The 22,792-nt window shown below is 34.9% G+C and carries 19 protein-coding genes; 13 read left to right on the top strand and 6 right to left on the bottom strand.

All coding sequences use genetic code 11. The annotated features are described in order from the left end of the window. The first annotated feature begins 9 nt into the window (after nt 1-9). From C231_RS0101650 to ucpA, 3 genes are all read left to right on the top strand, one after another. Nucleotides 10-276, top strand: a complete 267-nt coding sequence (locus C231_RS0101650) for a chorismate mutase (protein ID WP_018658923.1) — start codon at nt 10-12, stop codon at nt 274-276. Nucleotides 277-724: 448 nt separating this feature from the next. After that, nucleotides 725-2,152: an APC family permease gene (locus C231_RS0101645; protein WP_018658922.1), complete on the top strand. Its 1,428-nt coding sequence runs from the start codon at nt 725-727 to the stop codon at nt 2,150-2,152. 56 nt (nt 2,153-2,208) lie between these two features. Further along, on the top strand, nt 2,209-3,006 hold the full coding sequence (gene ucpA, locus C231_RS0101640) for an SDR family oxidoreductase UcpA (RefSeq protein WP_018658921.1): 798 nt from the start codon (nt 2,209-2,211) through the stop codon (nt 3,004-3,006). Nucleotides 3,007-3,100: 94 nt separating this feature from the next. Here ucpA and lacD read toward each other — a convergent pair whose 3' ends face one another. From lacD to C231_RS0101620, 4 genes are read right to left on the bottom strand one after another with little or no spacing between them, the layout of a single operon-like run. After that, a complete protein-coding gene (lacD, locus tag C231_RS0101635) occupies nt 3,101-4,090 on the bottom strand; it encodes a tagatose-bisphosphate aldolase (protein ID WP_018658920.1) in 990 nt (329 codons plus the stop codon). A 4-nt stretch (nt 4,091-4,094) separates the two neighbouring features. Next, entirely contained in the window at nt 4,095-4,619 is a 525-nt protein-coding gene (gene lacB / locus C231_RS0101630; RefSeq protein WP_018658919.1) for a galactose-6-phosphate isomerase subunit LacB, read from the bottom strand. 12 nt (nt 4,620-4,631) lie between these two features. Then, nucleotides 4,632-5,063, bottom strand: a complete 432-nt coding sequence (gene lacA / locus C231_RS0101625) for a galactose-6-phosphate isomerase subunit LacA (RefSeq protein WP_018658918.1) — start codon at nt 5,061-5,063, stop codon at nt 4,632-4,634. Nucleotides 5,064-5,090: 27 nt separating this feature from the next. Continuing rightward, entirely contained in the window at nt 5,091-5,846 is a 756-nt protein-coding gene (locus C231_RS0101620; RefSeq protein ID WP_018658917.1) for a DeoR/GlpR family DNA-binding transcription regulator, read from the bottom strand. Between the two features lie 97 nt (nt 5,847-5,943). Between C231_RS0101620 and C231_RS0101615 the strand changes: the two genes are divergently transcribed. The 7 genes from C231_RS0101615 (at nt 5,944) to C231_RS0101585 (ending at nt 14,028) form a co-directional block, all read left to right on the top strand. After that, nucleotides 5,944-6,435, top strand: coding sequence for a PTS sugar transporter subunit IIA (locus C231_RS0101615; protein WP_018658916.1), 492 nt, complete (start codon nt 5,944-5,946; stop codon nt 6,433-6,435). Then, a complete protein-coding gene (locus tag C231_RS0101610; RefSeq protein ID WP_018658915.1) occupies nt 6,432-6,731 on the top strand; it encodes a hypothetical protein in 300 nt (99 codons plus the stop codon). Before C231_RS0101615 ends, C231_RS0101610 begins: the two co-directional genes overlap by 4 nt. Before the next feature lie 23 nt (nt 6,732-6,754). Beyond that, a complete protein-coding gene (locus C231_RS0101605) occupies nt 6,755-8,164 on the top strand; it encodes a PTS transporter subunit IIC (protein ID WP_026314291.1) in 1,410 nt (469 codons plus the stop codon). 3 nt (nt 8,165-8,167) lie between these two features. Continuing rightward, on the top strand, nt 8,168-9,595 hold the full coding sequence (locus C231_RS0101600) for a glycoside hydrolase family 1 protein (protein WP_018658913.1): 1,428 nt from the start codon (nt 8,168-8,170) through the stop codon (nt 9,593-9,595). A gap of 381 nt (nt 9,596-9,976) precedes the next feature. Then, complete coding sequence (asnA, locus tag C231_RS0101595; RefSeq protein WP_018658912.1) at nt 9,977-10,984, top strand: aspartate--ammonia ligase; 1,008 nt, start codon at nt 9,977-9,979, stop codon at nt 10,982-10,984. Nucleotides 10,985-11,037: 53 nt separating this feature from the next. After that, complete coding sequence (locus C231_RS0101590; protein WP_018658911.1) at nt 11,038-11,970, top strand: alpha/beta fold hydrolase; 933 nt, start codon at nt 11,038-11,040, stop codon at nt 11,968-11,970. Between the two features lie 357 nt (nt 11,971-12,327). Further along, nucleotides 12,328-14,028: a phospho-sugar mutase gene (locus C231_RS0101585; protein ID WP_018658910.1), complete on the top strand. Its 1,701-nt coding sequence runs from the start codon at nt 12,328-12,330 to the stop codon at nt 14,026-14,028. 63 nt (nt 14,029-14,091) lie between these two features. On the opposite strand, the gene C231_RS0101580 is transcribed toward C231_RS0101585, so the two are convergent. Then, a complete protein-coding gene (locus C231_RS0101580) occupies nt 14,092-15,456 on the bottom strand; it encodes a tripartite tricarboxylate transporter permease (protein ID WP_018658909.1) in 1,365 nt (454 codons plus the stop codon). Continuing rightward, a complete protein-coding gene (locus C231_RS0101575) occupies nt 15,453-15,722 on the bottom strand; it encodes a hypothetical protein (RefSeq protein ID WP_018658908.1) in 270 nt (89 codons plus the stop codon). The genes C231_RS0101580 and C231_RS0101575 overlap by 4 nt, the downstream gene beginning before the upstream one ends. A gap of 357 nt (nt 15,723-16,079) precedes the next feature. On the opposite strand from C231_RS0101575, the gene C231_RS0101570 reads away from it, so the two are divergent. The 3 genes from C231_RS0101570 (at nt 16,080) to C231_RS0101560 (ending at nt 22,748) form a co-directional block, all read left to right on the top strand. Next, nucleotides 16,080-16,880: a hypothetical protein gene (locus tag C231_RS0101570; RefSeq protein WP_018658907.1), complete on the top strand. Its 801-nt coding sequence runs from the start codon at nt 16,080-16,082 to the stop codon at nt 16,878-16,880. A 9-nt stretch (nt 16,881-16,889) separates the two neighbouring features. Continuing rightward, entirely contained in the window at nt 16,890-22,019 is a 5,130-nt protein-coding gene (locus tag C231_RS08150; RefSeq protein ID WP_018658906.1) for a S8 family serine peptidase, read from the top strand. Between the two features lie 294 nt (nt 22,020-22,313). Further along, complete coding sequence (locus C231_RS0101560; protein WP_018658905.1) at nt 22,314-22,748, top strand: MarR family winged helix-turn-helix transcriptional regulator; 435 nt, start codon at nt 22,314-22,316, stop codon at nt 22,746-22,748. Nucleotides 22,749-22,792: the final 44 nt, after the last annotated feature.

Here is a 22,792-nt window from a genome sequence, read left to right as displayed (position 1 = left end):
AGTGAGAAGATGTTTACTGAAGAACGTGCAATGATTGATCAGATTGATAAAGAAATGGTTGCATTATTTGAAGAGCGAATGAATGTGGTAACTTCAGTAGCTCATAAAAAAGAAGCTGCTGGACTCCCAATATTGGATAGTTCTCGAGAACAGCAAGTATTGGAAAAAGTTGTCTCTTATTTGCAAAATGAAGCATATAGCCCATACTTGCGTGAATTCTATACTGCTTTAATGGCAACTTCTCGTCAATATCAAGCAGATCATATAAAAAAATAATATAAGATGTTGGACTAATTGGACATTTATGGATAAATCGTAAGATAGATAATATTCGAATGAATTCAGTAAAAGACACTTTTTTAGAATTTAAGACGATCAATGTATCGTCTTTTTTTATGGAAAAGTGAAGTAATATTCTGCTGACTATTGTTAAAAGAATAGCATAATTCCTTTCTTGAGAATAAGAAGATAAAGTGTTTTGAAAATGATTGAAAAATAGAACGCTTACATTTTTCACAAAAAATAAATTTGTAAATTTTTTATCATTGAATGGATAAGGGTGCACATTCAAAATAGATGACAATTTTAATTTGTGAAATAATTCTCATGTTGAATTTTAAAGGCTGTGGGTATAGACTAAAGGTAGTTAACGACTCCTAAAAATTTTGACAATGTTTTGCCTAATTTTTTAGAAGCCATGTCAATACTTAAGGAGGTATTAAAAATGGAAAACAACACAGAACTAGAACCTAAACATGGTTTACAAAAAAGTCTGAAATTGATTTTTGTATATACTGTGGCAACGGGTTCTATTTTTACTTTTGTAAGCTATTGGGATTCGGTCTTTTACGGCTATTGTGGGCCAGGAACGTTCCTTGCATTTGCTTTGATGACGCTGGCTATTTTGCCAACGGCCTTAGTATATAGTGAACTCTCGTCACTCTTTCACACCTCAGGAGGGGAACTCATTTATAATACAGTGGGTCTTAATAAGCATTTTGGCTTTTTGTCATCATGGATGATTATGGCGGCATGGATTTCAGTTCCTCCTGCTGTTGTGATGGGAATTGCGACCTATTTGAATACGATGTTTCAATTGAATTTGTCTCCTATGCAAATTATGGCCATTGGCGTTGTCATGTTAATTTTAGTCTTTGCGATGAGCTTGCAAGAAGTTACTTTTTTAGTTAAAGCACAAGCTACCTTTTTGTTTTTAAATATTACAACGACTATTATTACGGGATTATTGCTTCTTTTTTCAGGGCATTGGCATATTGCGAACTTTGGCAATGTATTCCAAACAACATTGGATAGCATCGGAGGAATTCCAGGGTGGGTGATTGGGATGGCGCTTTTGATTACGCCATATTTTGGATTTGAAACTGTTCCACAAATGGTAGAAGAAGGAGATTTTCCAATTACCGATACTAAGAAAGCAATTTGCGGGTCAGTTTTAACATGTGGTGCCATTTATACCTTTTTCTTCTTCTGTTTAGGGGGCATAAATGATTTTTCAGGCTTCAAAGCACTACTTGATACGACTGCCGAAAATGGTTTTTTAAGTATTTTTACGTTACAAACAGAATTTGGCTGGACCCTTTGGCCACTCATTTGGGGACTCATTTCCATATTACTTGGCATGACAGCTTCCGTTTTAGGTTTTTGGATGTCTACAGTGCGCATGCTTTATTCAATGGGTGAAAAGAACTTCTTGCCTAAAGTCTTTACAAAAGTGAACAAACATCAACAACCTATTTTACCCAATGTCTTTTTGTTGGGAATTAGTTTAACTTTCATTATTTTGATGAATAGTGGAGATTTCTTCAAAGACTTCTTCAACTTAATGTCCTTTGGTTGTGCATGTGCTTATGCATTGACGATGATTTCTGCTGTTCGCATTCGCACACATCATGCTAAATGGTATCAAGGAAATCAGAACGTTGTAAAAGGTGGAAATGTCTTACGTATTTTGGCAATGTTTATTATGATCGCTATTGCATTCTTTTGTACCTTGGGACAAGGACGTGGCTCATGGATTTCATTTGGCATTTATCTAGGAATTGGTGTCATGATTTGGCTTTGGATGGTGGTTGTTCGTTGGAAAGATACGAAAGTCAGCATAGAAACGCCTGATGGCATGCAAGAATTTTAACTTATAAAGTATTTCCAGTATAATGAAAATGAAGAATATAAAAAGGAGGCCGAAAAATGGCGAATTTAAAAGATAAAGTTGCATTTATTACGGGTGCAGCAGCAGGTTTGGGTAAAGGAATTGCAGAAGTCTATGCGAAATATGGCGCAAAAATGATGCTTGTGGACCTATCAGAAGATGTAGAGGACGTGGCAGATGAATTAGAAGATGCATATGGTGTGGAAGTCATTACCTATGTTGGTAATGTGGCAGATAAAGATGAAATGATTGAAGCCGCTCAAAAAACTGCCGAAAAATTTGGCGAAATTAATATTGCCTGCCTTAATGCAGGAATATGCCGTCTTGCACCATTTGAAGAAATGTCTGATGAAATGCGCGACTTACACATTGATGTCAATATCAAAGGAACTTGGAATGGATGTCAAGCAGTTATTCCTTACATGTTAAAACAAGGAGGCGGAGCAATTGTAATTGCTTCATCTGTGACAGGAGATCTTGTAGCAGACCCTGGTGAAGCAGGCTATGCAATGTCTAAAGCAGCATTAGTAGGACTAACAAAATGTCTTGCAGTAGAGTATGCACAACGTAACATTCGCGTGAACTGCTCTCAACTTGGTTATGCTCGTACACCAATGGTAGAAAAAATGGCCCTTGAATCTGCACCAGAAGATCCAGAATCTGTTATTGCAGGTATTGCAGGAAATGTTCCAATGGGACGCCTTGCAACTCCTGAAGAAGTTGGAGAACTCTTTGCATTCTTAGGATCTGAAGAGTCCAGCTATATTACTGGTGCACAATTTGTAATTGACGGTGCTGCAACATTACCTGAAACTCCAGGAATGGGTACCAATTAATTCAGAAAACTATATAAAAAAATAGAGCGAACTATTTTAGGTCGCTCTATTTTTTATTTAAAATATAAGGTAGTCTTTAGAAAGACTTATTGCTTTATTGAATTTCGACTAAATCGTACCAAGATGTTGCATTCTCTTCAACGACTTGATTTAGTGATTGAATATTTTCTTTTCCAATTGTACGTAGCCAATGTCTGGCAGCTTCTTCGCCTTCTTCGATAAATACTTTGACGACACCTTTCCATGTAGCACGTCCGCAAAGTACACCATTAAATGTAGAGCCAGATTCTTTTGCGAAGATTAATGTTTTATTGAACAACTCAGCAGAAACTCCTGCACTTAAGAAGATAAATGGCAGATGTGTGGCCTCACTTTGTGCTTTGAATGCGGCAGCGGCTTCTGTTTGCGAGTAGACCACTTCATCTTTTGCGAACCCTTCAACGAAGTTCATATTCACAGGTGTCTCGACTTTTAATACATCGACGCCGTAGCAATCTTTTGAGAATTCGCGAATGGCTTGGTTGACTTTATGCGGTTTTACTTTTGCAAATGCTGCATCATTTGTATTGTCCATCTGCGCATCATAAGTCAGAATTTCTAAATAAAAAGGTGCATCTTCAGCAGCACATTCACTTCCAACACGTTCGACAAAAGCCTTTTTCTGATCATTAATGACTTCATCTTCATCAACATCATAGTATAAGAGCAATTTAATGCCATCAGCACTTTCTTTTACTAGACGTTTTACAGAAAGATTGGAAATCAGTCGCGGTAGACGCCCTGGAACATTTTTATCATAACCTGTTTGTTCGTATGCTAATAAAAGTCCTGCATTTTCTGCACGTGCTTTTGCGCCAGGCAAGCCATAAATCGTATCTAATAAGATAGAAGAAGCATAGGGTGTTAATTCTTCAGAAACGAGTTTCTTTAAATGTTCTATTTTTTCTTGTGTTGCTTCTGCACCTAATGCATCGAACATACGCACCATCGCTCCACGCTGATCAATAGCTAAAGCTTTAATAAAGCCGTCAGAGGCGGACAAATGGTCCATAGCTGCCTTTTTTTGTTGTGTCATTTTTAACATGATATTACTCCTCGTCCTTATAATAGCCTGCATCCCATTTTTTTAAATATTCATCAAAGAGATGTTCACTTTCTTCTTTTGTACGTGTTTTTCCATCCAGTGCATTAATTTTTTCGATTAATATTTTATTTTGAGGCGTTTCAATATAGTCCTCATGGATGAATGCATCTACGATATCTTTAATGAGGAATTCGCCAGTAATCTTGCCACCAAATCCAATAACATTGGCATCTAATTCACGCCGCGCATAAAGCGCCGTTGTCATATCGCGGACAAGTGCTGCGCGCACACCAGGAACTTTACTTGCGGCATTAGTAATACCAACTCCCGTTCCACAAATAACGACCCCAAAATCAACAGCGCCACTTGCGACTAATTCGCCAACTTTCTTTCCAAAGATAGGGTAGTGTGTGCGAACAAATCCATAGGTCCCAACATCAGTAACTTCATGGCCTTGCTCACGCAAAAAATCCGCCACCGCAATCTTGGTATCCGTTACGATATGGTCACAGCCAATTGCAATTTTCATATTTATCCCTCCTTAACACAAAGCATTTAGCATATCGACACGAACTTGGTGGCGACCGCCATCATAATCCGCTTCTAAAAATTCACGTGCAATTTGTTTTGCTAATTCACGTCCAACGATCTCGCTTCCGATAGCAATCACGCGCGCATTATTATGTTCACGTGTCATATATCCCGTCCGCTCATCGGAGAGCTCGGCAACAACGATTCCATGATGTTTTGTACCTGCCATAAAACTTCCAGCACCATATGCATCAATAAGAATTCCCAGAGCCTTTAAATCTTCATTTAATGACTGCACTAATTGTTCAGTAGATGCCACAAAATCTTCTGCTGGCTGCTCTGCTAAATCAGTGACATCATGTCCCAAATCTTTTAAATAAGAAAAGAGCTCCTGCTTTAAAACCATTCCGGCCTCATCAGCTGAAATATATACGGTCGACATAGTATTCCTCCTTTAAATCTTTCTTATTTAGTAAATAATCTTGACATAAGGTTCATATTGCTTTAATAAACTAGGTGAAATATCTTTGTTCGTCACAAGATAGTCAATTTTATCAAGGGTATAAAATTGATAAAAATCTAACTTATTGAATTTTGAAGTGTCTGCAATAATGTAACGAATTTTCGCATTTTCAAATGCTGTTCGCTGAACGACCCCTTCATCTTCATTTGCGTTAAAAATATTATTTTCATTAATAGCATTTACCCCGATGAAAGCTTTCTCTACATGCATAGAAGAGAGGATATCATTAGTAATGGATCCTGCAAAAGATCCTGTTTTTGTACGAAAACTTCCACCAATTAGAATAAGATCGAAACGCTCATCATCCTTAAACTTATTAAAAACATAAATAGAATTCGTAATGATTTTGGCATGATTTATATCAAGGTAGTCATACACTAGCTCAATTGTAGTGTCAGAACCTAGATAGACAATATCATGATCTTTAATATTTTCGGCGATCAATTTTGCAATTTCTTTTTTCTCTTTGGGATTGATATCGCGTTTGGTATTGTGGCTGAGCTCTAGAAACCCTTGATTTCCATTGGATACCTTGCGTGCTCCACCATGCACACGAATAAGAAGGTTCTCATCTTCCAATTCTTGCAAATCGCGGCGAATGGTCATATCCGTAACTTCTAATTCATCGACTAACTCCGACACTTTTACCGAATTTTTTTTATCAAGAGTTTCTAAAATAACATCCTGTCTCGCATTTTTCATAAGTTTCACCTCGCTTTAATTATAGCAATAAAAAGCAAAAACTAAAATGTTTAAAACGAACAATCAAACAAAAACAAACTAAAGGAGGCATGTGAATATGAAAGAATATATAAGCAAAGATGAAATTTATATTTCGAATGCGAAGCGTAAAGAAGATTTATTTAAAGAAATTTATGATCATCTTTTTAGTAAAAATCTTGTTACTGAAAAGTTTTTAATAGAAATTATTGAAAGAGAAAATCGGTCGCCAACGGGATTAAATTTAAGTCATATGTCTAAAAAATTACCTTCAATAGCAATTCCTCATACAGATTATAAGTTTTGTAATGTTGATCTTGTAGTTCCAGTATCATTAAATACTAAAATAGAGTTTAATAACATGATTAATCCTGATCAAAAAGAAGATGTAGGATTTATATTCATGATCTTGAATTCACATCCAGGAAGTCAAGTAGAAATGTTACCTAGTATAATGAATTTTTTAAAAAATCAAACAGTGGATAATCTAGCTTCTTTTTTTAAATTAACTAATGAAAGAGATATTTTTAATTATATAAATAGTAGAGACATAAAAGGAGAGTGGGAATGATGATAAAAATTTTAACAGCATGTGGTACAGGAATAAATTCAAGTACTCAAATTAAGAATGCGATCGTTAAAGAAATGAAAACTCGTGGCTATGAAGTAAAGGCTGACACCACGGTTTTAAGTAATATAACTAAAGAAATGATTGAAAAATATGATATTTTTTGCCCAATTTCCAAAATCGACTTATCTTTTAAAACTAATGTACCAATAGTAGTTTGTGGTCCGATTCTTTATAGAATTCCATCAATGGCAGAACCAATTTATGATGAAATAGAATCTATTATTAAAGCACTATAAATGATGAGGAGTGTATGAAAATGATTAATATGTTTATTGAATTTGCAAATAAAATACTTCAGCCACTCATTAATATAGGTGCTGCTCCATTAATGATTATTGTTTTAACATTAGCGGCGGTACTAGTTGGAGTTAAATTTTCCCAAGCGTTCGAAGGTGGAATAAAATTAGCAGTAGCTTTAATTGGTATTGGAGCAGTAATGAGTGTGTTAACTGGAGTCTTATCTGGTCCATTAAATGCTTTTATTGAAAATACTGGTATTGAGTTGAATGTTATTGATACTGGGTGGGCTCCACTTGGGACAATTACTTGGGGTCACCCTCTAACTTTATATTTTTTATTAACATTAATAATTCTAAATATCATTTTAATTTTAACTAAACAAACAAATACTTTCGATGCGGATATTTTTAATGTGTGGCATCTATCTTTCATTGGTTTATTTGCGATGTATGTTGGAGCGAATATGTTTACAGCGACAGCATTAGTTTTAGTTATTGGGTTTCTAAAATTTAAAAATGCAGATTTAATGAATCTTACGTTTAATGATTTATTAGATGCACCACTGGAAAGTCCAATGACCACAACACATATTAGCTATATGATGAACCCGTTTATCATGATATTCGATAAAATATTTGATAATTTTTTTGGTTGGATGGATAAATATGATTTTAATGCTACAGAACTTAATCAAAAAATTGGATTCTGGGGTAGCAGATTCATGATAGGAATTTATTTAGGTGTTTTCATTGGAGTTTTAGGTCGTATTCCTATTAAGGAAATAATTAATCTTTCGTTAACGGCAGGGGCAATGTTAGAATTATTTGCAATAATAGGTCAGTGGTTTATTGAAGCCGTTGAACCTTTATCACAAGGTATTAATGACTTTGCCAATAAGAGACTCGGTGGCCGTAAATTAAATATCAGTATTGATTGGCCATTTATTGCAGGAAGATCTGAAATTTGGGTAGTTGCTAACTTATTAGCACCATTATTATTGTTGGTATCATTGGTATTACCTGGGAACAGAATATTACCATCTGCAAGTATTGTAGCAGTAGGTTTAACCCCTGCGCTTTTGGTAGTTACAAGAGGAAAACTAATCAGAATGTTGGTAATTGGTATTTTAGAAATACCTCTTTTTCTATGGGCAGCTACGCTTATAGCTCCATTTGTAACTGACACCGCAGCTTCAATTGGAGCGTTGCCAGAAGGCTTGATGACAAGTCAACAAATTTCGTTTGCTACTATGGAAGGACCAGTTGAAAAATTTTTAGCTTATTTTCTTGGATTAGCACATAGTGGGGCTGCGAAAGATTTGTTTATTTTTGTAATATTCTTAGCGATTTATTTGGGATTGTTCCAATGGTATAAAAAAGAGATGGAAAAACGAAATGCCGAATACCTTAAAAAGATAGAAGGAGAATAAAAAATGTCAAATGTTAAACTGAATGATAAATTCATGTGGGGCGGAGCAATCGCCGCTTATCAGGCTGAAGGTGGTTGGAACGTGGATGACAAAGGATATTCTAATTGGGATCATTTTAGTAATAGTGATAATAATCCTTTCAATATAAATAATGTTTCTGGAAATGATGCTACAGATTTTTATCATCATTATAAAGAGGATATAAAATTGCTAGCTGAAGGTGGACATAACTCATTTAGATTCTCTCTATCATGGACTAGAATTATTCCAGAGGGTGTAGGGAAAAGAAGTGCAGCTGGAATTGCTTTTTATAATGATGTAATTAATACTTGTTTGAAATATGGATTAGAACCTAATGTTACCATCCATCACTATGATATCCCTCAAAAATTTGAAGATGAATTTGGCGGTTGGAAAGATAAAAGACTTATTGATTATTACTTTGATTATGCTAAAGTTTGTTTAGAAGAATTTGGAGACAGAGTAAAGCTATGGACAACTTTAAATGAGCCTAGATTTTATAGTTACTGTGGCTATGTAATGGGTAATTGGCCACCACATAAGCACAAAGACCTGCAGTCCTATTGGGAAACGGTATATAATCAACTGATTGCTAGCGCAAAAGTTGTTAAATATTTTAAAGAAAATAATTATGAAGGTTATATTGGAATTGTTCATGATCATGGCACTGTTGAAGTTTCACCAGAAACAAGAGATAAAGAATACGTATATAACCATGCAGAATTATTCTTTAATAGCTTGGTTTTAGATATGTGTGCGAAAGGGAAAATACCAACGAATCTAGAAAAATTTCTTAAGGAATCTGGATATGATACCTCATTTATAAATTACCAAGATGAAAATCTATTAAAAGAAGGTATTGTTGACTTCTTGGGAATAAATTCATATCAGCGATTTTATGTTACGGATAGCACTGGAGAAACAATTGTGACACATAATAATACGGGCAAAAAGTCTAATGAAAAAGAGTCAATAAAACTAAAAGACTGGTTTGATATCACAGAACCAGAACACGTTAGTAGAAATTTTTGGGGTCGAGAAGTCTATCCAGAAGCCATTTATAAAGGTATCAAAGATGTTTCAGAGAAATATCCTGGGTTCCCAATAGTAATTACAGAAAATGGTCATGCAGTTTATGATACCCCCGATGAAACTGGCTATGTTGAAGATGATGATAGAATTGAGGTTCTTCAACAGTTTGTGGACTATGTTTTAAAAGCTAGAGATGATGGTTATGATGTTCAAGGATATTTTGTATGGTCTGCTTTTGACGTATGGAGTTGGGTAAATGGCTATGTAAAAAGATATGGCCTTATTAGAGTAGATGAAAATGATAATTTTAAACGAATTCCTAAGAAAAGTTTTTATTGGTTCAAAGATATAATTAAAACCAATCAAATTACTCTTTAAAAACATGATTCTAACTTGATTTTCCATAAAAAAGTCATCGAAACAAATGGCGAGTGGCTATTCAATCAAGAATAATCAGATCACTGGTCATTATAATACATCTCGCGTTATTTTTGTGGGATGTATTTTTTATTGTGAAATATTTTAAGATATGTGGATACAGAAGTGTACATGTTATGCAAGGTTAAGTTTTTTCATATAATGCGCAGTCAATTTCTACTTTAAGGGTAGAAATGTATTTTTGCTATTTTTAATGGTACCATTTATAAGATAATAGTTGACAAGTTGGGGGGAACAAGGCTTATAGTAGGAGATGACATTTAATAATTTCTATTGCGATGATTTTAAAAATATTGAAGAAGTTGAGAGAAGGTTATGGGCATGAGCGAGATTGTAATTCCAAAAGATTATAAGCCTGTCTTGAATCAGTATGATATTCAAAGAGCGATCGATTTTATAAAGATTAGTTTTCAGCAAGAATTAGCGACAACATTAGGGTTGCAGCGTGTCTCAGCGCCACTTTTTGTGACAGCTATATCTGGTTTGAATGATAATTTATCTGGAGTAGAGCGCCCTGTTTCTTTTGATGTGCCTGCTTTAAATGAAGATGCGCAGGTGGTGCAGTCGCTAGCGAAATGGAAGCGTGTAGCGCTAGCGGAATATCATTTTAGAACATATGAGGGATTATTTACAGATATGAATGCGATTCGGCGCGATGAGGTACTGGACAATATTCATTCTATTTATGTCGATCAATGGGATTGGGAGAAAATTATCCAAGTAAAAGATCGTACAGAAACTTATTTAAAAGATGTAGTGCAGTCAATTGTGGACAGTATTTGTAATGTCAATCATCTACTTAAAGCACGCTTTCCGCAGTGTAATACTACTTTACGCCGAAAAGTTACTTTTACGACAGCACAAGCATTGGAAGATTTATATCCTCATTTGACACCAGAAGAAAGAGAGCGAGAATTTGCGCGTATCCACAAGACCATCTTTGTCGGGAAAATTGGTGCACCACTAATGTCAGGTCAGCGGCATGGGCATCGCGCGCCAGATTATGATGATTGGCAATTAAATGGTGATATTATTTTTTGGAATGATATTTTAGAACAAGAATTCGAGATTTCTTCGATGGGGATTCGTGTAACTGGAGAACGGCTGTTGGAGCAACTAGAAGATGCAGGTCGACTAGAGCGTCGTCATCATCCCTATCATCAAAAATTATTGGCAGGACAGCTTCCTTTGACAATTGGTGGAGGAATTGGTCAGTCGCGCCTGTGCATGCTACTTATTGGGACAGCGCATATTGGTGAAGTTCAAGCTTCATTATGGGATGAGAGCACAAGAAATATTTGCAAAAAAAATAATATTCCATTACTTTAATCGGCAAACTTAAATCTATTGCCTTGTTAAGATATCATGATAAGGAGCAATCGATGAAGCAAAAAATATTCACATTTCAATCTTATTCAAAATTAACGAATATTTCGGCAACGTCCTTTATTCCAAAAGATAGTCATCAAATAAAAGGTGTTGTCCAAATTATACATGGGATGGCTGAACATAAGGAACGCTATTTCCCATTTATGAAGAAATTAACTGAAGCTGGGTATGCAGCATATATTATGGATTTGCCTGGACATGGACAAAGTGTTAGCGATTCGGTGCCACTTGGTTATTTTGGACCAGAAGGTGTTACAACATTGCTTCAAGATGTGCGGCAATTGAATGAGATCATTCATCAACAGTTGCCTCATGTGCCACTATTTATTTTTGGACATTCGATGGGGTCATTTATTGCACGAATTTATGTAGCACAATTTAGAACAACCTATCAAGGCGCGATTTTTTGTGGAACATCAGGCAAAAATCATGCGCTTCCTTTTGCAATTTTATTGGCAAAAATCATGTGTCAATTGAAAGGGCCATACCATCCAAGTCATTTGTTAAATGATTTGGCATTTGCTTCTTACAATAAAAAAACAAAAAAATGCACTTCATTTGATTGGCTATCTCTAAATGAAGATAATGTTTCACAATATGTTGCTGATCCATTGTGTGGTTTTATCTTTACTAATAATGGTTTTTATACACTTTTTTCGCTTCTTAAATGTGCACAGTCCAAGCAATGTATGGCACAGTTGCCAAGTGGTATTCCATTTCTGTTGATAGCAGGAGCTGAAGATCCAGTAGGTCAGTATGGAAAAGGTGTTCGCCAAGTCTATAATCAGCTCAAACGTCACCAATTTGCAGTTGATTTAATCCTTTATCCAAAGTTACGTCATGAAATTTTGCTTGAACAGTCGGCACCAGAAGTATTTCAAGATGTCATCCATTGGCTCAATCGCCAAATTGATGCAATATCTTAATCTTAAAAAAGAGTTCTTTTACTATTAAAGTAGTAAGAGGACTCTTTTTATTCATTTATAACTCTAAAAAATTTATGACGAAGAGATATATAAGAAAGTAACTCATTTTATAAAAGGTGTTAGAAGTCGTTTGCTAACTTTATATAATGAATCATTAGTGGTACATTCGGTCAATACGTGAAATATATATGTGTGCATGTAACGCACAACATCACATTTTTAAAAATAATTGAAAAAAATTTCACAAAAAATAAAAAATCCATAGAATTCGTTTTCATTTCTTGTATAATAAAGATAATAGGACTGCATTGAAAGATGCATAAGACATAAGTCAAAAAATTGTAAGGAGGCTTAACAATGACTTTATGGCAAACAAATTATGAAAAATGGCACTCAAAAGCGAAGGGAGAAATCAAGCAAGCGCTTGAAGCGCTCAGTGACTCTGAGAAAAAAGATGCTTTTGAGACCGAACTTTCATTTGGAACAGCAGGTCTGCGTGGCATTATCGGTCTGGGCACGAATCGTATGAATAAATATATTGTGAGACAGACGACCCGTGGACTTGCAGAATGGATTTCTGCTCAAGGAGAAGAAGAAAAAGAGCGCGGGGTGGTTATTTCATATGATAACCGTCATTTTTCGCAAGATTTTGCCTTTGAAGCTGCAAAAGTATTAGGAAAATGTGGCATCCGCAGTTATGTATTTGAACATTTAACACCGACACCAGTGTTAGCTTTTTCGGTTCGTCACTGGAATGCGGTGGCTGGTATCATGATTACCGCTAGCCATAATCCACCAGCTTACAATGGATATAAAGTATATGGCGAAGATGGCGGTCAATTCCCACCAGATGCTGCTGATCGATTAGCTTCATATATTGACAAAATTGATAGTCCATTTGATGTAGAAGTTGCTGATAAAGAAACATTAATTGAACAAGGTGTGCTGAAACTTTTAGGCGAAGAAACAATTCAAGCATACTTAAAAGAAGTTGAGAAAGTAACTGTCAACCGCGATGTCTTGAAAGAAGCAAGTGACAAAATTCAATTTGTCTATTCAGGAATGCATGGTACAGGTACACGCCTTGTGAAGCGAGTATTCGAGCAGCTAGAATCTCCAAAAGTCGCATATGTAACCGAACAATGCGTGGAAGATCCAGATTTTTCAACGGTTGAATCGCCAAACCCAGAAACAGAACCAGCATTTGACTTGAGTAAGAAATTAGCTGAAGAAGTAAATGCGGACGTCTTATTCGCGACTGATCCGGACTCTGACCGCTTGGGTGTCTGCGTACGCATGGGTAAAGGAAAATATCATCTATTATCTGGAAATCAGACCGCAAGTTTGATGTTAGACTATCTTGTCAATCATTGTCCACTTCCTAATAACCCAGCATTAATTCGTTCAATCGTATCCAGTCATCTACCAGATAAAATTGTCAAGCCACATGGTGTTGATGTTTTTGAAGTGTTAACAGGATTTAAATTTGTCGGTAATCAAATTAAAGAATTTGAAGCGACACATTCACATGAAATGATTTTAGGCTATGAAGAAGCGATTGGTTACCTAATCAAACCATTTGTACGTGATAAAGATGGCTTCCAAGCATTGACATTAATGACAGAAGTCGCAAGTTACCATTTCTTGCAAGGACGTAATTTAATGGAAGCACTTGAGTTAATTTATAAAACACATGGATATTTCAGCGAAAATACTATTTCTGTACAATATCCAGGACTTGAAGGAAAAGAAAAAATGGCAGCGATCATGGATCGTGTCCGCAAAACTGATCTTGATGAAATTGCAGGATATCCAGTAAAAAGACGTGAAGATTTCCTCACTTTACAAAGTGTCGAAGATGGTGTTGTTACACCGCTTAATTACACTTCTTCAAATGTTTTACGTTACTTATTTGCAGATGAGAGTTTCATTGCGCTTCGTCCAAGTGGTACTGAGCCAAAAATTAAATTGTATATGAGTGCTGTGGGAGAAACGAGAGCAAAAGCGGACGAAAAATTAAAAGCATTTGAGCATGTGATGTTACAAATGATTAAATAAACAAATTAAAAAAGCTGTGAGAGCAATGCTCTCACAGCTTTTTTTCATTGTAAGTAATGACAATTATTGACTAATAAGACTAAGCTGCTGAACAATCCATGGGGCAGCATATAATGTCATAAATTGTATACCATAATTTACACCCATTTCATTCAATGAGCCACAGATGATTCCAATTAATAATACGCCAAAGATGTTAATCCATCCAGCATCCATATAAGCTAAAAGTACAACAAATGCCACAAATAATCCTAATACTGCTTCATGTGGAATTTTTTTTAGGACAAATTTTGAAATACTTTCCGCAAAGCGATTAATAATAAAATAACTGATGAATGCCGCAACTGCAACACCGATAAAAATGGCAATCATTTTTTGATTCGTTGAAAGTACATGATAGATATTATGATCTACCGAAAAAATAGGTGGTGCATTAAATAAAGCACTACCTGGTCCAATTGAAGCGGGGGAGAGTGGGATCCCTAATGCTAGAATTGGAATAATAAGTCCTGATAAATAAGTGGCTTGAGCAAGAGCACTCATAACAGTGATAGTAGTCAACGCTTGTTCATCGCGTTCTTTAATGCGGCTGGCTACTAAATCACCAAAAAGAATAATTAATCCCACTGGACTAAGCACAAATAAAAAATTGACAAGAAAGGCTGGAATAGCAGCAGCAAGACCTTCTTTTTTAGTGATAATTTTAAAAGGGCTCATTGTTCTCGCAAGGGAGGGATCTGTTGAAATTTTAATTTCATTTCTTTGGTGCGTGAGTTTTTTTGCTTTAATGATTGGATTGAGCAAGGATAGGAGTGATACAATGAGCGGTCCACTTGTAATCCCTAAGAAAAATGATGTTGTAATATTCACGCCTTCTGCTACGACACCTGTTCCCCAATATAAATGGCGTAATCCCATAAATAAAAGAGCGAGGGGCAAGATACTAAGAAGTGCTAATATTTTATTTTTCCCTATAAGTGCTAAAAAGATTGCACCACCGACAAAAAGAAGTGGTGCATAGGGCTGAATGACAGAAGCAAAAGGAATTAATAAATTAGCTAAAATCATTGAAGCTGGAAAAGCAATACAAATTCCTAATAGTGAACCGACGGCCATTTTTTTAACGGTAAGTGCCGAAAGTCCTTTATTTTTTAGATGGATAGCGTGAGGAATCATCGGACTGGACAAGACCCCACCAGGTAGTCCTACGAGTGCAGTGGGCATTAAGTTCGTTAATTTCAAATTCACAACGGCTGCCATAAAAAATGTCAGCACAATCATAGGATGAGCGCCAGTCATAATAAGTGCGAGCGAAATAGGCATCAAAACAGCAGTCTCATCTGTTCCAGGTATAAAGCCGATAATCGTATAAATAACAACGGCTACAACGGCAGCTAAAATCATCTGAATTATTAAGGTTGTCGTCATTTATTCTCCTCCTGATAATGAATGGAGTTTGAAGAATCTTGCTGTTGTGTAAGAATTCTTTTGGGTTTAATCCAAACGGTCGCCAGCAAAAATCCCACCAAAGCTCCACCTAGTCCAAAAAATAATTGAAGCGATGTCTGATTGTCAGGCGCTAAAAAATAACCACCCATAGTAGTGGTAACTGTAAGAACAATTGCTTTTATTAGATCATTAATTTCGACCATATCGCCCCATATTTCAACAAGCGATGATTTATTTGAATTCATATGATTCCCTCCTATTAAGGTATTAAAAGTCTACATATGATAGATTTTTCTATTTTATCGAAGATTTCTTAAAAAATATTAAAACTTTCAAAAATAATCCTAAAGACTTCTGCTCAATAAGTGATTATTCTGCCATAATGATTAAAATCTGTTAATTTTGAATGAGTAGCTGACAACTGAATGAATATTATAGTAAACACTATGCAATTTAGTAACATTAAAAAGTTTAGCGTAAGCGAAATATTATATTAAACTTGCAAAAACTATAGATTTTTCTATTTTGAAAATATATAATAAATTATGTTTCCATTAGTAAATGTCGTTCGATTATAAATAAGTTTAGAAATGAGGAAAATTATGGAATGGCTTAAAAATAAAAAAAGCTGGTTGGTACTTGCATTGCTTTTATTACTGGTGATAAGCATTTCACTCTATTCATATAAAAAGCATCCAGCAAGTGATGAATCACATCAATCTGTGGTCGAAAATAGTGACAATAAAGGCTCACGTGAAGATGGTAGGTCATCACAAGAAATGGATGATAAGGAGACTATTTCTGGAATGCAAAATAGCTCTTCTGGAGAAAGAGCAACTGTAACAGAAGATTCTGATCAAGATGGAAATAGCCATTCGCTCAATCTATCCCATTCAAAAACAATGATCGAAATAGAAAAACAAAAGACTTCAGATGAAAAAGATAAAAAAACAAAGTCGAAAAAGAAAAATACGGAACATAATACAAAAACACCAGGAAAAATATCTGAACATTCCAATATGCCAGATAAAGATCCTCACCACGATACAAATAAACCTGACAAAAAACCTGATCTGACAGAAGCTGAAAAACAAAAATTAAAAGAAAAAGAACTCGAGGGTGTGTCATCAGATTTTGTATTATTTCATTCTTCCACTAATCGTCTTGGGCATTTAAATGTTAAGAATGCCTCTGATTTGCCAAGCAAGGCACTTATTGGACTGAAACGAAATGGAGAATCGACGGAAGAAGCGGTTGAAATAGAGTATAGTGGCCAAGACTTTGAAGAAATGAAAAAAGGAAAGCAAGGCAACTATGGTCTAATTGTGACAACTAAGAATAAAGTAGTCATTAATGGCCATGATTATGGCATTGTGAAATTATTTGTTGTGGTTCATCAATAAGGAGGCTTTATGAATAAAAAACGATTGCTTGCAACAGTGTTGGCATCTTCTTTGATACTGTCTGCAACAGGTATGAGTACATTAACATTTGCAGTGGCTGATGCCATTCATTCAAATGAACAAGTTGAAAAAAATATCTCTGAAAAAGATGTCACAATTCCTGAAGCAAAAGAAAAAATGGCACCAGATTTTTTGGAAGCATCTGAAAAAAGTCAGCGTGTCATTGTGGAATTGTCGGAAGATTCGGTACTTGATAAGGCAGTATCGTCTGGAAAACTTTATGATGAATTGGAAAAAGAAGAAATAAATGAAACTAAGGCCGCTGTTTCAAAAGAACAAGCGGAGATGTTAGAAACAATTAAAGCATCTCAGGATATTTCTGCCGATTTACGTGATGTGACATCATATGATACATCGGTCAATGCTATTTCTTTCAATGTAAAACAAAAAGATATTGAAAAAATAGAAAAATTGCAAGATGTTAAAAATGTTTATTTATCTCAAGAATTTGAGCGCCCTGTTTTTGAAGAACCCGCTGCTTTAAATACGGAAGCACTTGCTATTGCAACAGGAAATAATCAATACAAAGGTGAAGGAACAGTTGTTGCAGTTATTGACTCTGGGATTGACTATACACATGAAGCGCTGAAATTGGATGAGGGAACTCCTAAAAAATTAGATAAGGAAAAAATTACTGAATTGTCTAAACAATACCAATTAAAAGGGAATTGGTTAAATGAGAAGGTCCCATATGGCTATAATTATTTTGATCATAGTCCCCATCTATTTGACCGCTATGGCATGATGCATGGGATGCATGTGTCAGGAATTGTCGGATCTAACAATGAGATCGTAACAGGTGTCGCCTCAAAAGCACAAATTTTGTCCATGAAAGTTTTTTCAGATGATGTAAAATATCCAACGACCTTTACAGATGTCTGGTTAAAAGCGTTAGACGATGCGATCCGTCTGGGTGCTGATGTGGTTAATATGAGTTTGGGAGCGCCAGCTGGTTTTTCCTATGGGGAACAATATCATCCTGAAAAAGAAATATTTGAAAAAGCTCGCAAAGCGGGAATTGTAATTGCAGTTGCTGCTGGAAATGAAGGAAATATCATGGAAGGGTATGCCAACCTTAAATATGCCTATCAAGGTAATTATGATACAGGGGTTATTGCCAACCCTGCGTTGAATGAAGCTTCCTTTGCTGTAGCTGCAATGGAAAGTGAAGCTAGACATATTTATACTGTTGACTTTGGTGTTCCACGTTTGAATGCAACGGATGCTGAAAAACTTTCTAGAGAAGTGTCTATTTATTTGCCAAGACATATAAAAGATAAAAATCTTAAACAAATTGATGGACCTGTTTATTTTTATAATAAAAATGAAACGCTAGAAAATGAAGGAAAAGATCCAGCAAAAATGGCAGATGCCAATGTATTTATTGAATCTGAAGATGACTTTTATTCTGCAACATTTAAAAAAGAGTTAGAATATATTGCAGCGGCACATCCTAAATCAATTGTCATTTATAATAATCAAGCATATGGCGATGACATTAAAGGGCGTTTGTCTCCTAGTGGTAAAGTGAGTGAATATCCTGTAATTCGTATGAAACGTTCAACGTTCCAAGCGTTGAAAAAATTGAGCAGAAAACGATTAGATGCTTCATTTAAAGTGAATTTAGAAACTGAAAAAGTTGCCAATGCAAAACAAGGACAAGTCAACATATTCTCTTCATGGGGCCCAACACCGGATTTACGTATTAAGCCAGAAATTACATCAGCTGGTGGAAATGTCTATTCACTTGCTGAAAATAATCAATATCAAAACATGAGTGGAACTTCAATGGCTTCTCCACAAGTGGCAGGAGCTTCCGCTGTTATTAAGCAATATTTAAATGAGAATTCAATCAATTATCAGTCCTATGGTTTTGAGAATGTGGCCGATTTTATTAAGAATATTTTGATGAATGCTGCCAATCCTATTGAAAAAGATGGCACATATGATTTTGTCAGAAGACAAGGTGCAGGTGCACTTGATTTAGAAAAAGCACTGAATATGGATGTTATAGCGACTATTACAGGTGGTAACGATACGATTGAAGATGGAAAGTTAGAACTCAAACAAATCAACGAAAAAGTTTTCACCTTCAAATTAAAATTACAAAATTTTGGTAAACAGACAAAAACTTATATTATCAAACCGTATGGTATATATGAAGAAATTAATGGCGATGGTAATCGTACTGGTGAGCCGAAAGCAGCACGCTTTACTCCAAACGTTGAATTGTTAACACCTATCACCATTGCACCAAATGAAACTTTTGAAAAAGAATATACGCTTGATTTCTCCAATGCAGCTAAACCAGAGCGAAATGATTATTTGGAAGGCTTTATTACGTTGGAAGATCAAGATGACCATTCAAAAGAAGATGTATCTTTGCCATTCTTAGCTTTTTATGGTGACTGGACCAGTCAAAAAGCGCTAGATGCCTTTGTCTTGCCAGAGATTGGTCAAGAAAAAAGAACGCCACAATTTTATACGAGTATCAATTGTGAAAATCAATTGGATCAGCGTTCATCAGCATTTGTGACACGTTATATGATTCCATTACCAATTATTAATAACACAATCTATTTCTCTCCTGATGCAACATATGAGAATGAAATTGCTGCAAAATTTGCCCTACTTCGAAATATGGAAAGTATTGAATATTCTATCTTGGATGGAGACACAAAAGAAGAATTGCGCACGATTGGAAAATCTTATAATGTTCGCAAATTAAATCGCTTAGCATATAAAAAACCTTATATGACACTCCGTCAATCGATTTGGGACGGAAAAATCCATTATCAAAAAGCGCAGGAAGATAAAGATTATATTTATCAAATGAAAGTGAAATTGAATAATAATGGTGTTGGTGGATCGGGTGAGCAAATATATCAATATCCTGTAAAAGTGGATAGCAGTGCACCAGAATTCATTGACCCTGTAAAAATCACTGATCTTAAAGATGAAGATGATGCAGCAAAAGGAAAAGATTATAAGAAAATAACATTTTCAGCGATTGATAAAGGGACAGGCATTCAACATATTTATCTTCAATCCATAAAATATGTTGATATTATTTCAGATAAACAGCTAGAACCCCCTGTTTCTAAAAAAGATGAAGATGACAAAGAAAAAGATAAAAATAAGGATGAATTTATAGAAAATCCTATCGATGATATCATTGATCATTCTGCAAGCCATGAAATTTCTACAAATGCACAAGCACCAGAAGAAAAAGAGAGCGCAACAGAAAATGTAACAGGAAGTCAAAAAATTCGTCTGAAAAAATATTTGAAACATATTAAAATTACACTTCTAGATTCAAAAGCTGGGCTACCCGCAGATGCACCACAAATTGAAGATGGAAAATTAGTGCTGGACGTCAAGGATGTCCCAGACAATCCAGTGGAAAGTGGAGAAATATTTGTCTACCGTAATGGTTTCAGAAATAAAGAGTTAAAGGTAGAGATGCCATTTTTAGCAACATCTGAAAGTCTGGAAGTAACGGTCTTGGATTATTTGAGTTTTAGTCGCTATCAAGCTGCTGATACGGGAGCAAAGGTAGAATTTAATACGTTGAATTTCATCAATTATAAAAACCAAATTCAAAAAAATAATGCAACTGTTAAAGTAAATGATGAAGAAATAACAAAAGCCATTGTAGGCATTTTAGGCAATAAAGCAAAAGTTGAAATTAAAATGCCAGATGATACAAAACACCTAGATTCTTTATACTTGAAAAATGGTAAAGACATTATTCATCTGATTTACAATGATTCATATGATGGTAATAATATTGAAAAATATCATGTGAAATATGATGAAGAAAATAAAGTGTTCAGTTTCATTATTGATCCATTAGTGAAAAATTATGAAATCATCACAACCTTTAAGCCAGGCAAAATGCCGAAATTTGATGCAGAAGAAAGCCATCAACTTCATCTATCAAAAGAATTAGCAGGACTATTTAGAAAAGTTCGCTTGGAAAATAAAACAGTTGAAGATCCTGAAAATATTACTATTACGCAAGGTTCAAAATATTTAATGTTCTTTATCAATAAAGAACAAGCAGCAATTAAAGATAAAGAACTAAAAAATGTTTATTTAAAAACCAATGATCGTTATATTCGCTTACCGAAAAAAGAAAGTTTCGACATTGAATACAATTCAAAAATTGGTTATAAATTCACGCCAAACTTTGCACTGGCCATGCGTATTGATTTGGATGCTGATGCAGAATTAATTCTTGAATTCAGCGATCAACCGCTTGATATTCCACAAGATGAAATTGACGAACTTGAAAAACCAGGTCTGGGAACAATACCGATGCTGGATCATTTGGGTGAATTATTAACAAAAGAAAGCGATTATCAAGAAGTTAATAATACTAAAGAAGATTATCCAATTATTATGATTCATCGACCAGATTTATTATCTTTGGCGAAAGAATTCGATATTCCTGAAGATATTGATGAGCAATTCGTGGCCGTTGAAGGATATATTGGTCATGTGAAAGAAGACGATAAGATTAAACAAATCAAAGTGGCACCAATTGATGAAGATGGAAATCCATTAGGTGATGAAATCATCGTTCAAGATAAATTTATTGAACCAATTAAAGATTTCTCCTATACCATCAATGAAATGAATACGTACCATGGCGATGCCTATCGTTTCACAGCACTTGTCGAAGCTAAAACTTTCAATTTGGATATTCGTGTAGAAGTCGAAACTGAAAAAGGATATAAAGCAGCTGTTGTAAGAAGTACATTCTTTGATAATATTTCACCTGAGTTGCAATTTGAGGTGCAAGATCGTGCCTTAGATTCAGACTATGCGAGTGTTATTTTAAAATCAAGTGATAATTCACTGAAAGTTGAACTCTATCATGACGATTCTCTCGTTGAATCGATTGATAAGACACAAATCGCATTGAAAAAACCAGGTGTTACCATTCAAAAACAAGTCGATGTAAAATTACAAGATGGTTTGAATAAATTGAAATTTTCATCTACTGATTTTGCACGCAATACAACTGAAAAAATAGTTTATATTTATAAAGTTCCGCTGATACCACATCCTTAATTACTCAAAAAAATATCATAAATGAAAACCCTCTAAAGTTGAGTAAAACTTTAGAGGGTTTTTGAATTCACATAAAACAATTTAAACCTACCTAAAAATAAAAAATAGTATATAATATAAGTATATCCCTATTTAAAAGAAATAGTGAAGCAAAAAATAATATTTAAAGCATGATGATTTAAAGACGGTTACTTTATATTTTATTCATTTTTGAATTTAAAATAATGCATAAGATTGAAATATAAACCAAAATCATCAACAGATTGCAAGTAAAGTGTATAAGGAGTTGTAGAAATGAATTTTATTTGCCACATTAATATATTGTACAGATTCGGGAAAAATTTGTTGGACGATATGCTGAAAGATCAACAGCTCGATATGCAGCAGTTGATTACCATCCTAGTCGTTCATGATGTTCCTGGTATATTTCAAAGTCAGCTGAATCATTACTTATCCATGGATAAGGGAAATCTTTCAAAATTTTTGAAAAAATTAGAAGACAAAAAAATACTACGTCGTGCAAAAAGTGGCGATAAATTCGGACATAATGAATGCTATTTGACTGAAATTGGCGAAAAATTAGTACCCACACTTAAAGAAACTTTAAAAGATTGGGAGATGCTTTGTACACGTAACATTTCCCCTGAACATTTAGCATTATTTGGATGTGTTAGTCAGAAAGTGTCTGATAATTTAACACAAAAGACAAATCAGAAGTTGTCTGATTAGTAGGAAAGGAATTACAATGCGGAATATAGGGCGCGTTGTGATGG

The sequence above is a fragment of the Allofustis seminis DSM 15817 genome, assembly GCF_000374325.1.
GTDB classification, from domain to species: Bacteria; Bacillota; Bacilli; order Lactobacillales; family Carnobacteriaceae_A; genus Allofustis; species Allofustis seminis.
This window is presented reverse-complemented; position numbering and strand designations above follow the sequence as displayed.

What these genes read in the sequence shown, in the direction of transcription:
- C231_RS0101650 (WP_018658923.1), top strand. Translation starts at nt 10, where the DNA reads ATGTTTACTGAAGAACGTGCAATGATTGATCAGATTGATAAAGAAATG.
- C231_RS0101645 (WP_018658922.1), top strand. Translation starts at nt 725, where the DNA reads ATGGAAAACAACACAGAACTAGAACCTAAACATGGTTTACAAAAAAGT.
- ucpA (WP_018658921.1), top strand. Translation starts at nt 2,209, where the DNA reads ATGGCGAATTTAAAAGATAAAGTTGCATTTATTACGGGTGCAGCAGCA.
- lacD (WP_018658920.1), bottom strand. Translation starts at nt 4,090, where the DNA reads ATGTTAAAAATGACACAACAAAAAAAGGCAGCTATGGACCATTTGTCC.
- lacB (WP_018658919.1), bottom strand. Translation starts at nt 4,619, where the DNA reads ATGAAAATTGCAATTGGCTGTGACCATATCGTAACGGATACCAAGATT.
- lacA (WP_018658918.1), bottom strand. Translation starts at nt 5,063, where the DNA reads ATGTCGACCGTATATATTTCAGCTGATGAGGCCGGAATGGTTTTAAAG.
- C231_RS0101620 (WP_018658917.1), bottom strand. Translation starts at nt 5,846, where the DNA reads ATGAAAAATGCGAGACAGGATGTTATTTTAGAAACTCTTGATAAAAAA.
- C231_RS0101615 (WP_018658916.1), top strand. Translation starts at nt 5,944, where the DNA reads ATGAAAGAATATATAAGCAAAGATGAAATTTATATTTCGAATGCGAAG.
- C231_RS0101610 (WP_018658915.1), top strand. Translation starts at nt 6,432, where the DNA reads ATGATGATAAAAATTTTAACAGCATGTGGTACAGGAATAAATTCAAGT.
- C231_RS0101600 (WP_018658913.1), top strand. Translation starts at nt 8,168, where the DNA reads ATGTCAAATGTTAAACTGAATGATAAATTCATGTGGGGCGGAGCAATC.
- asnA (WP_018658912.1), top strand. Translation starts at nt 9,977, where the DNA reads ATGAGCGAGATTGTAATTCCAAAAGATTATAAGCCTGTCTTGAATCAG.
- C231_RS0101590 (WP_018658911.1), top strand. Translation starts at nt 11,038, where the DNA reads ATGAAGCAAAAAATATTCACATTTCAATCTTATTCAAAATTAACGAAT.
- C231_RS0101585 (WP_018658910.1), top strand. Translation starts at nt 12,328, where the DNA reads ATGACTTTATGGCAAACAAATTATGAAAAATGGCACTCAAAAGCGAAG.
- C231_RS0101580 (WP_018658909.1), bottom strand. Translation starts at nt 15,456, where the DNA reads ATGACGACAACCTTAATAATTCAGATGATTTTAGCTGCCGTTGTAGCC.
- C231_RS0101575 (WP_018658908.1), bottom strand. Translation starts at nt 15,722, where the DNA reads ATGAATTCAAATAAATCATCGCTTGTTGAAATATGGGGCGATATGGTC.
- C231_RS0101570 (WP_018658907.1), top strand. Translation starts at nt 16,080, where the DNA reads ATGGAATGGCTTAAAAATAAAAAAAGCTGGTTGGTACTTGCATTGCTT.
- C231_RS08150 (WP_018658906.1), top strand. Translation starts at nt 16,890, where the DNA reads ATGAATAAAAAACGATTGCTTGCAACAGTGTTGGCATCTTCTTTGATA.
- C231_RS0101560 (WP_018658905.1), top strand. Translation starts at nt 22,314, where the DNA reads ATGAATTTTATTTGCCACATTAATATATTGTACAGATTCGGGAAAAAT.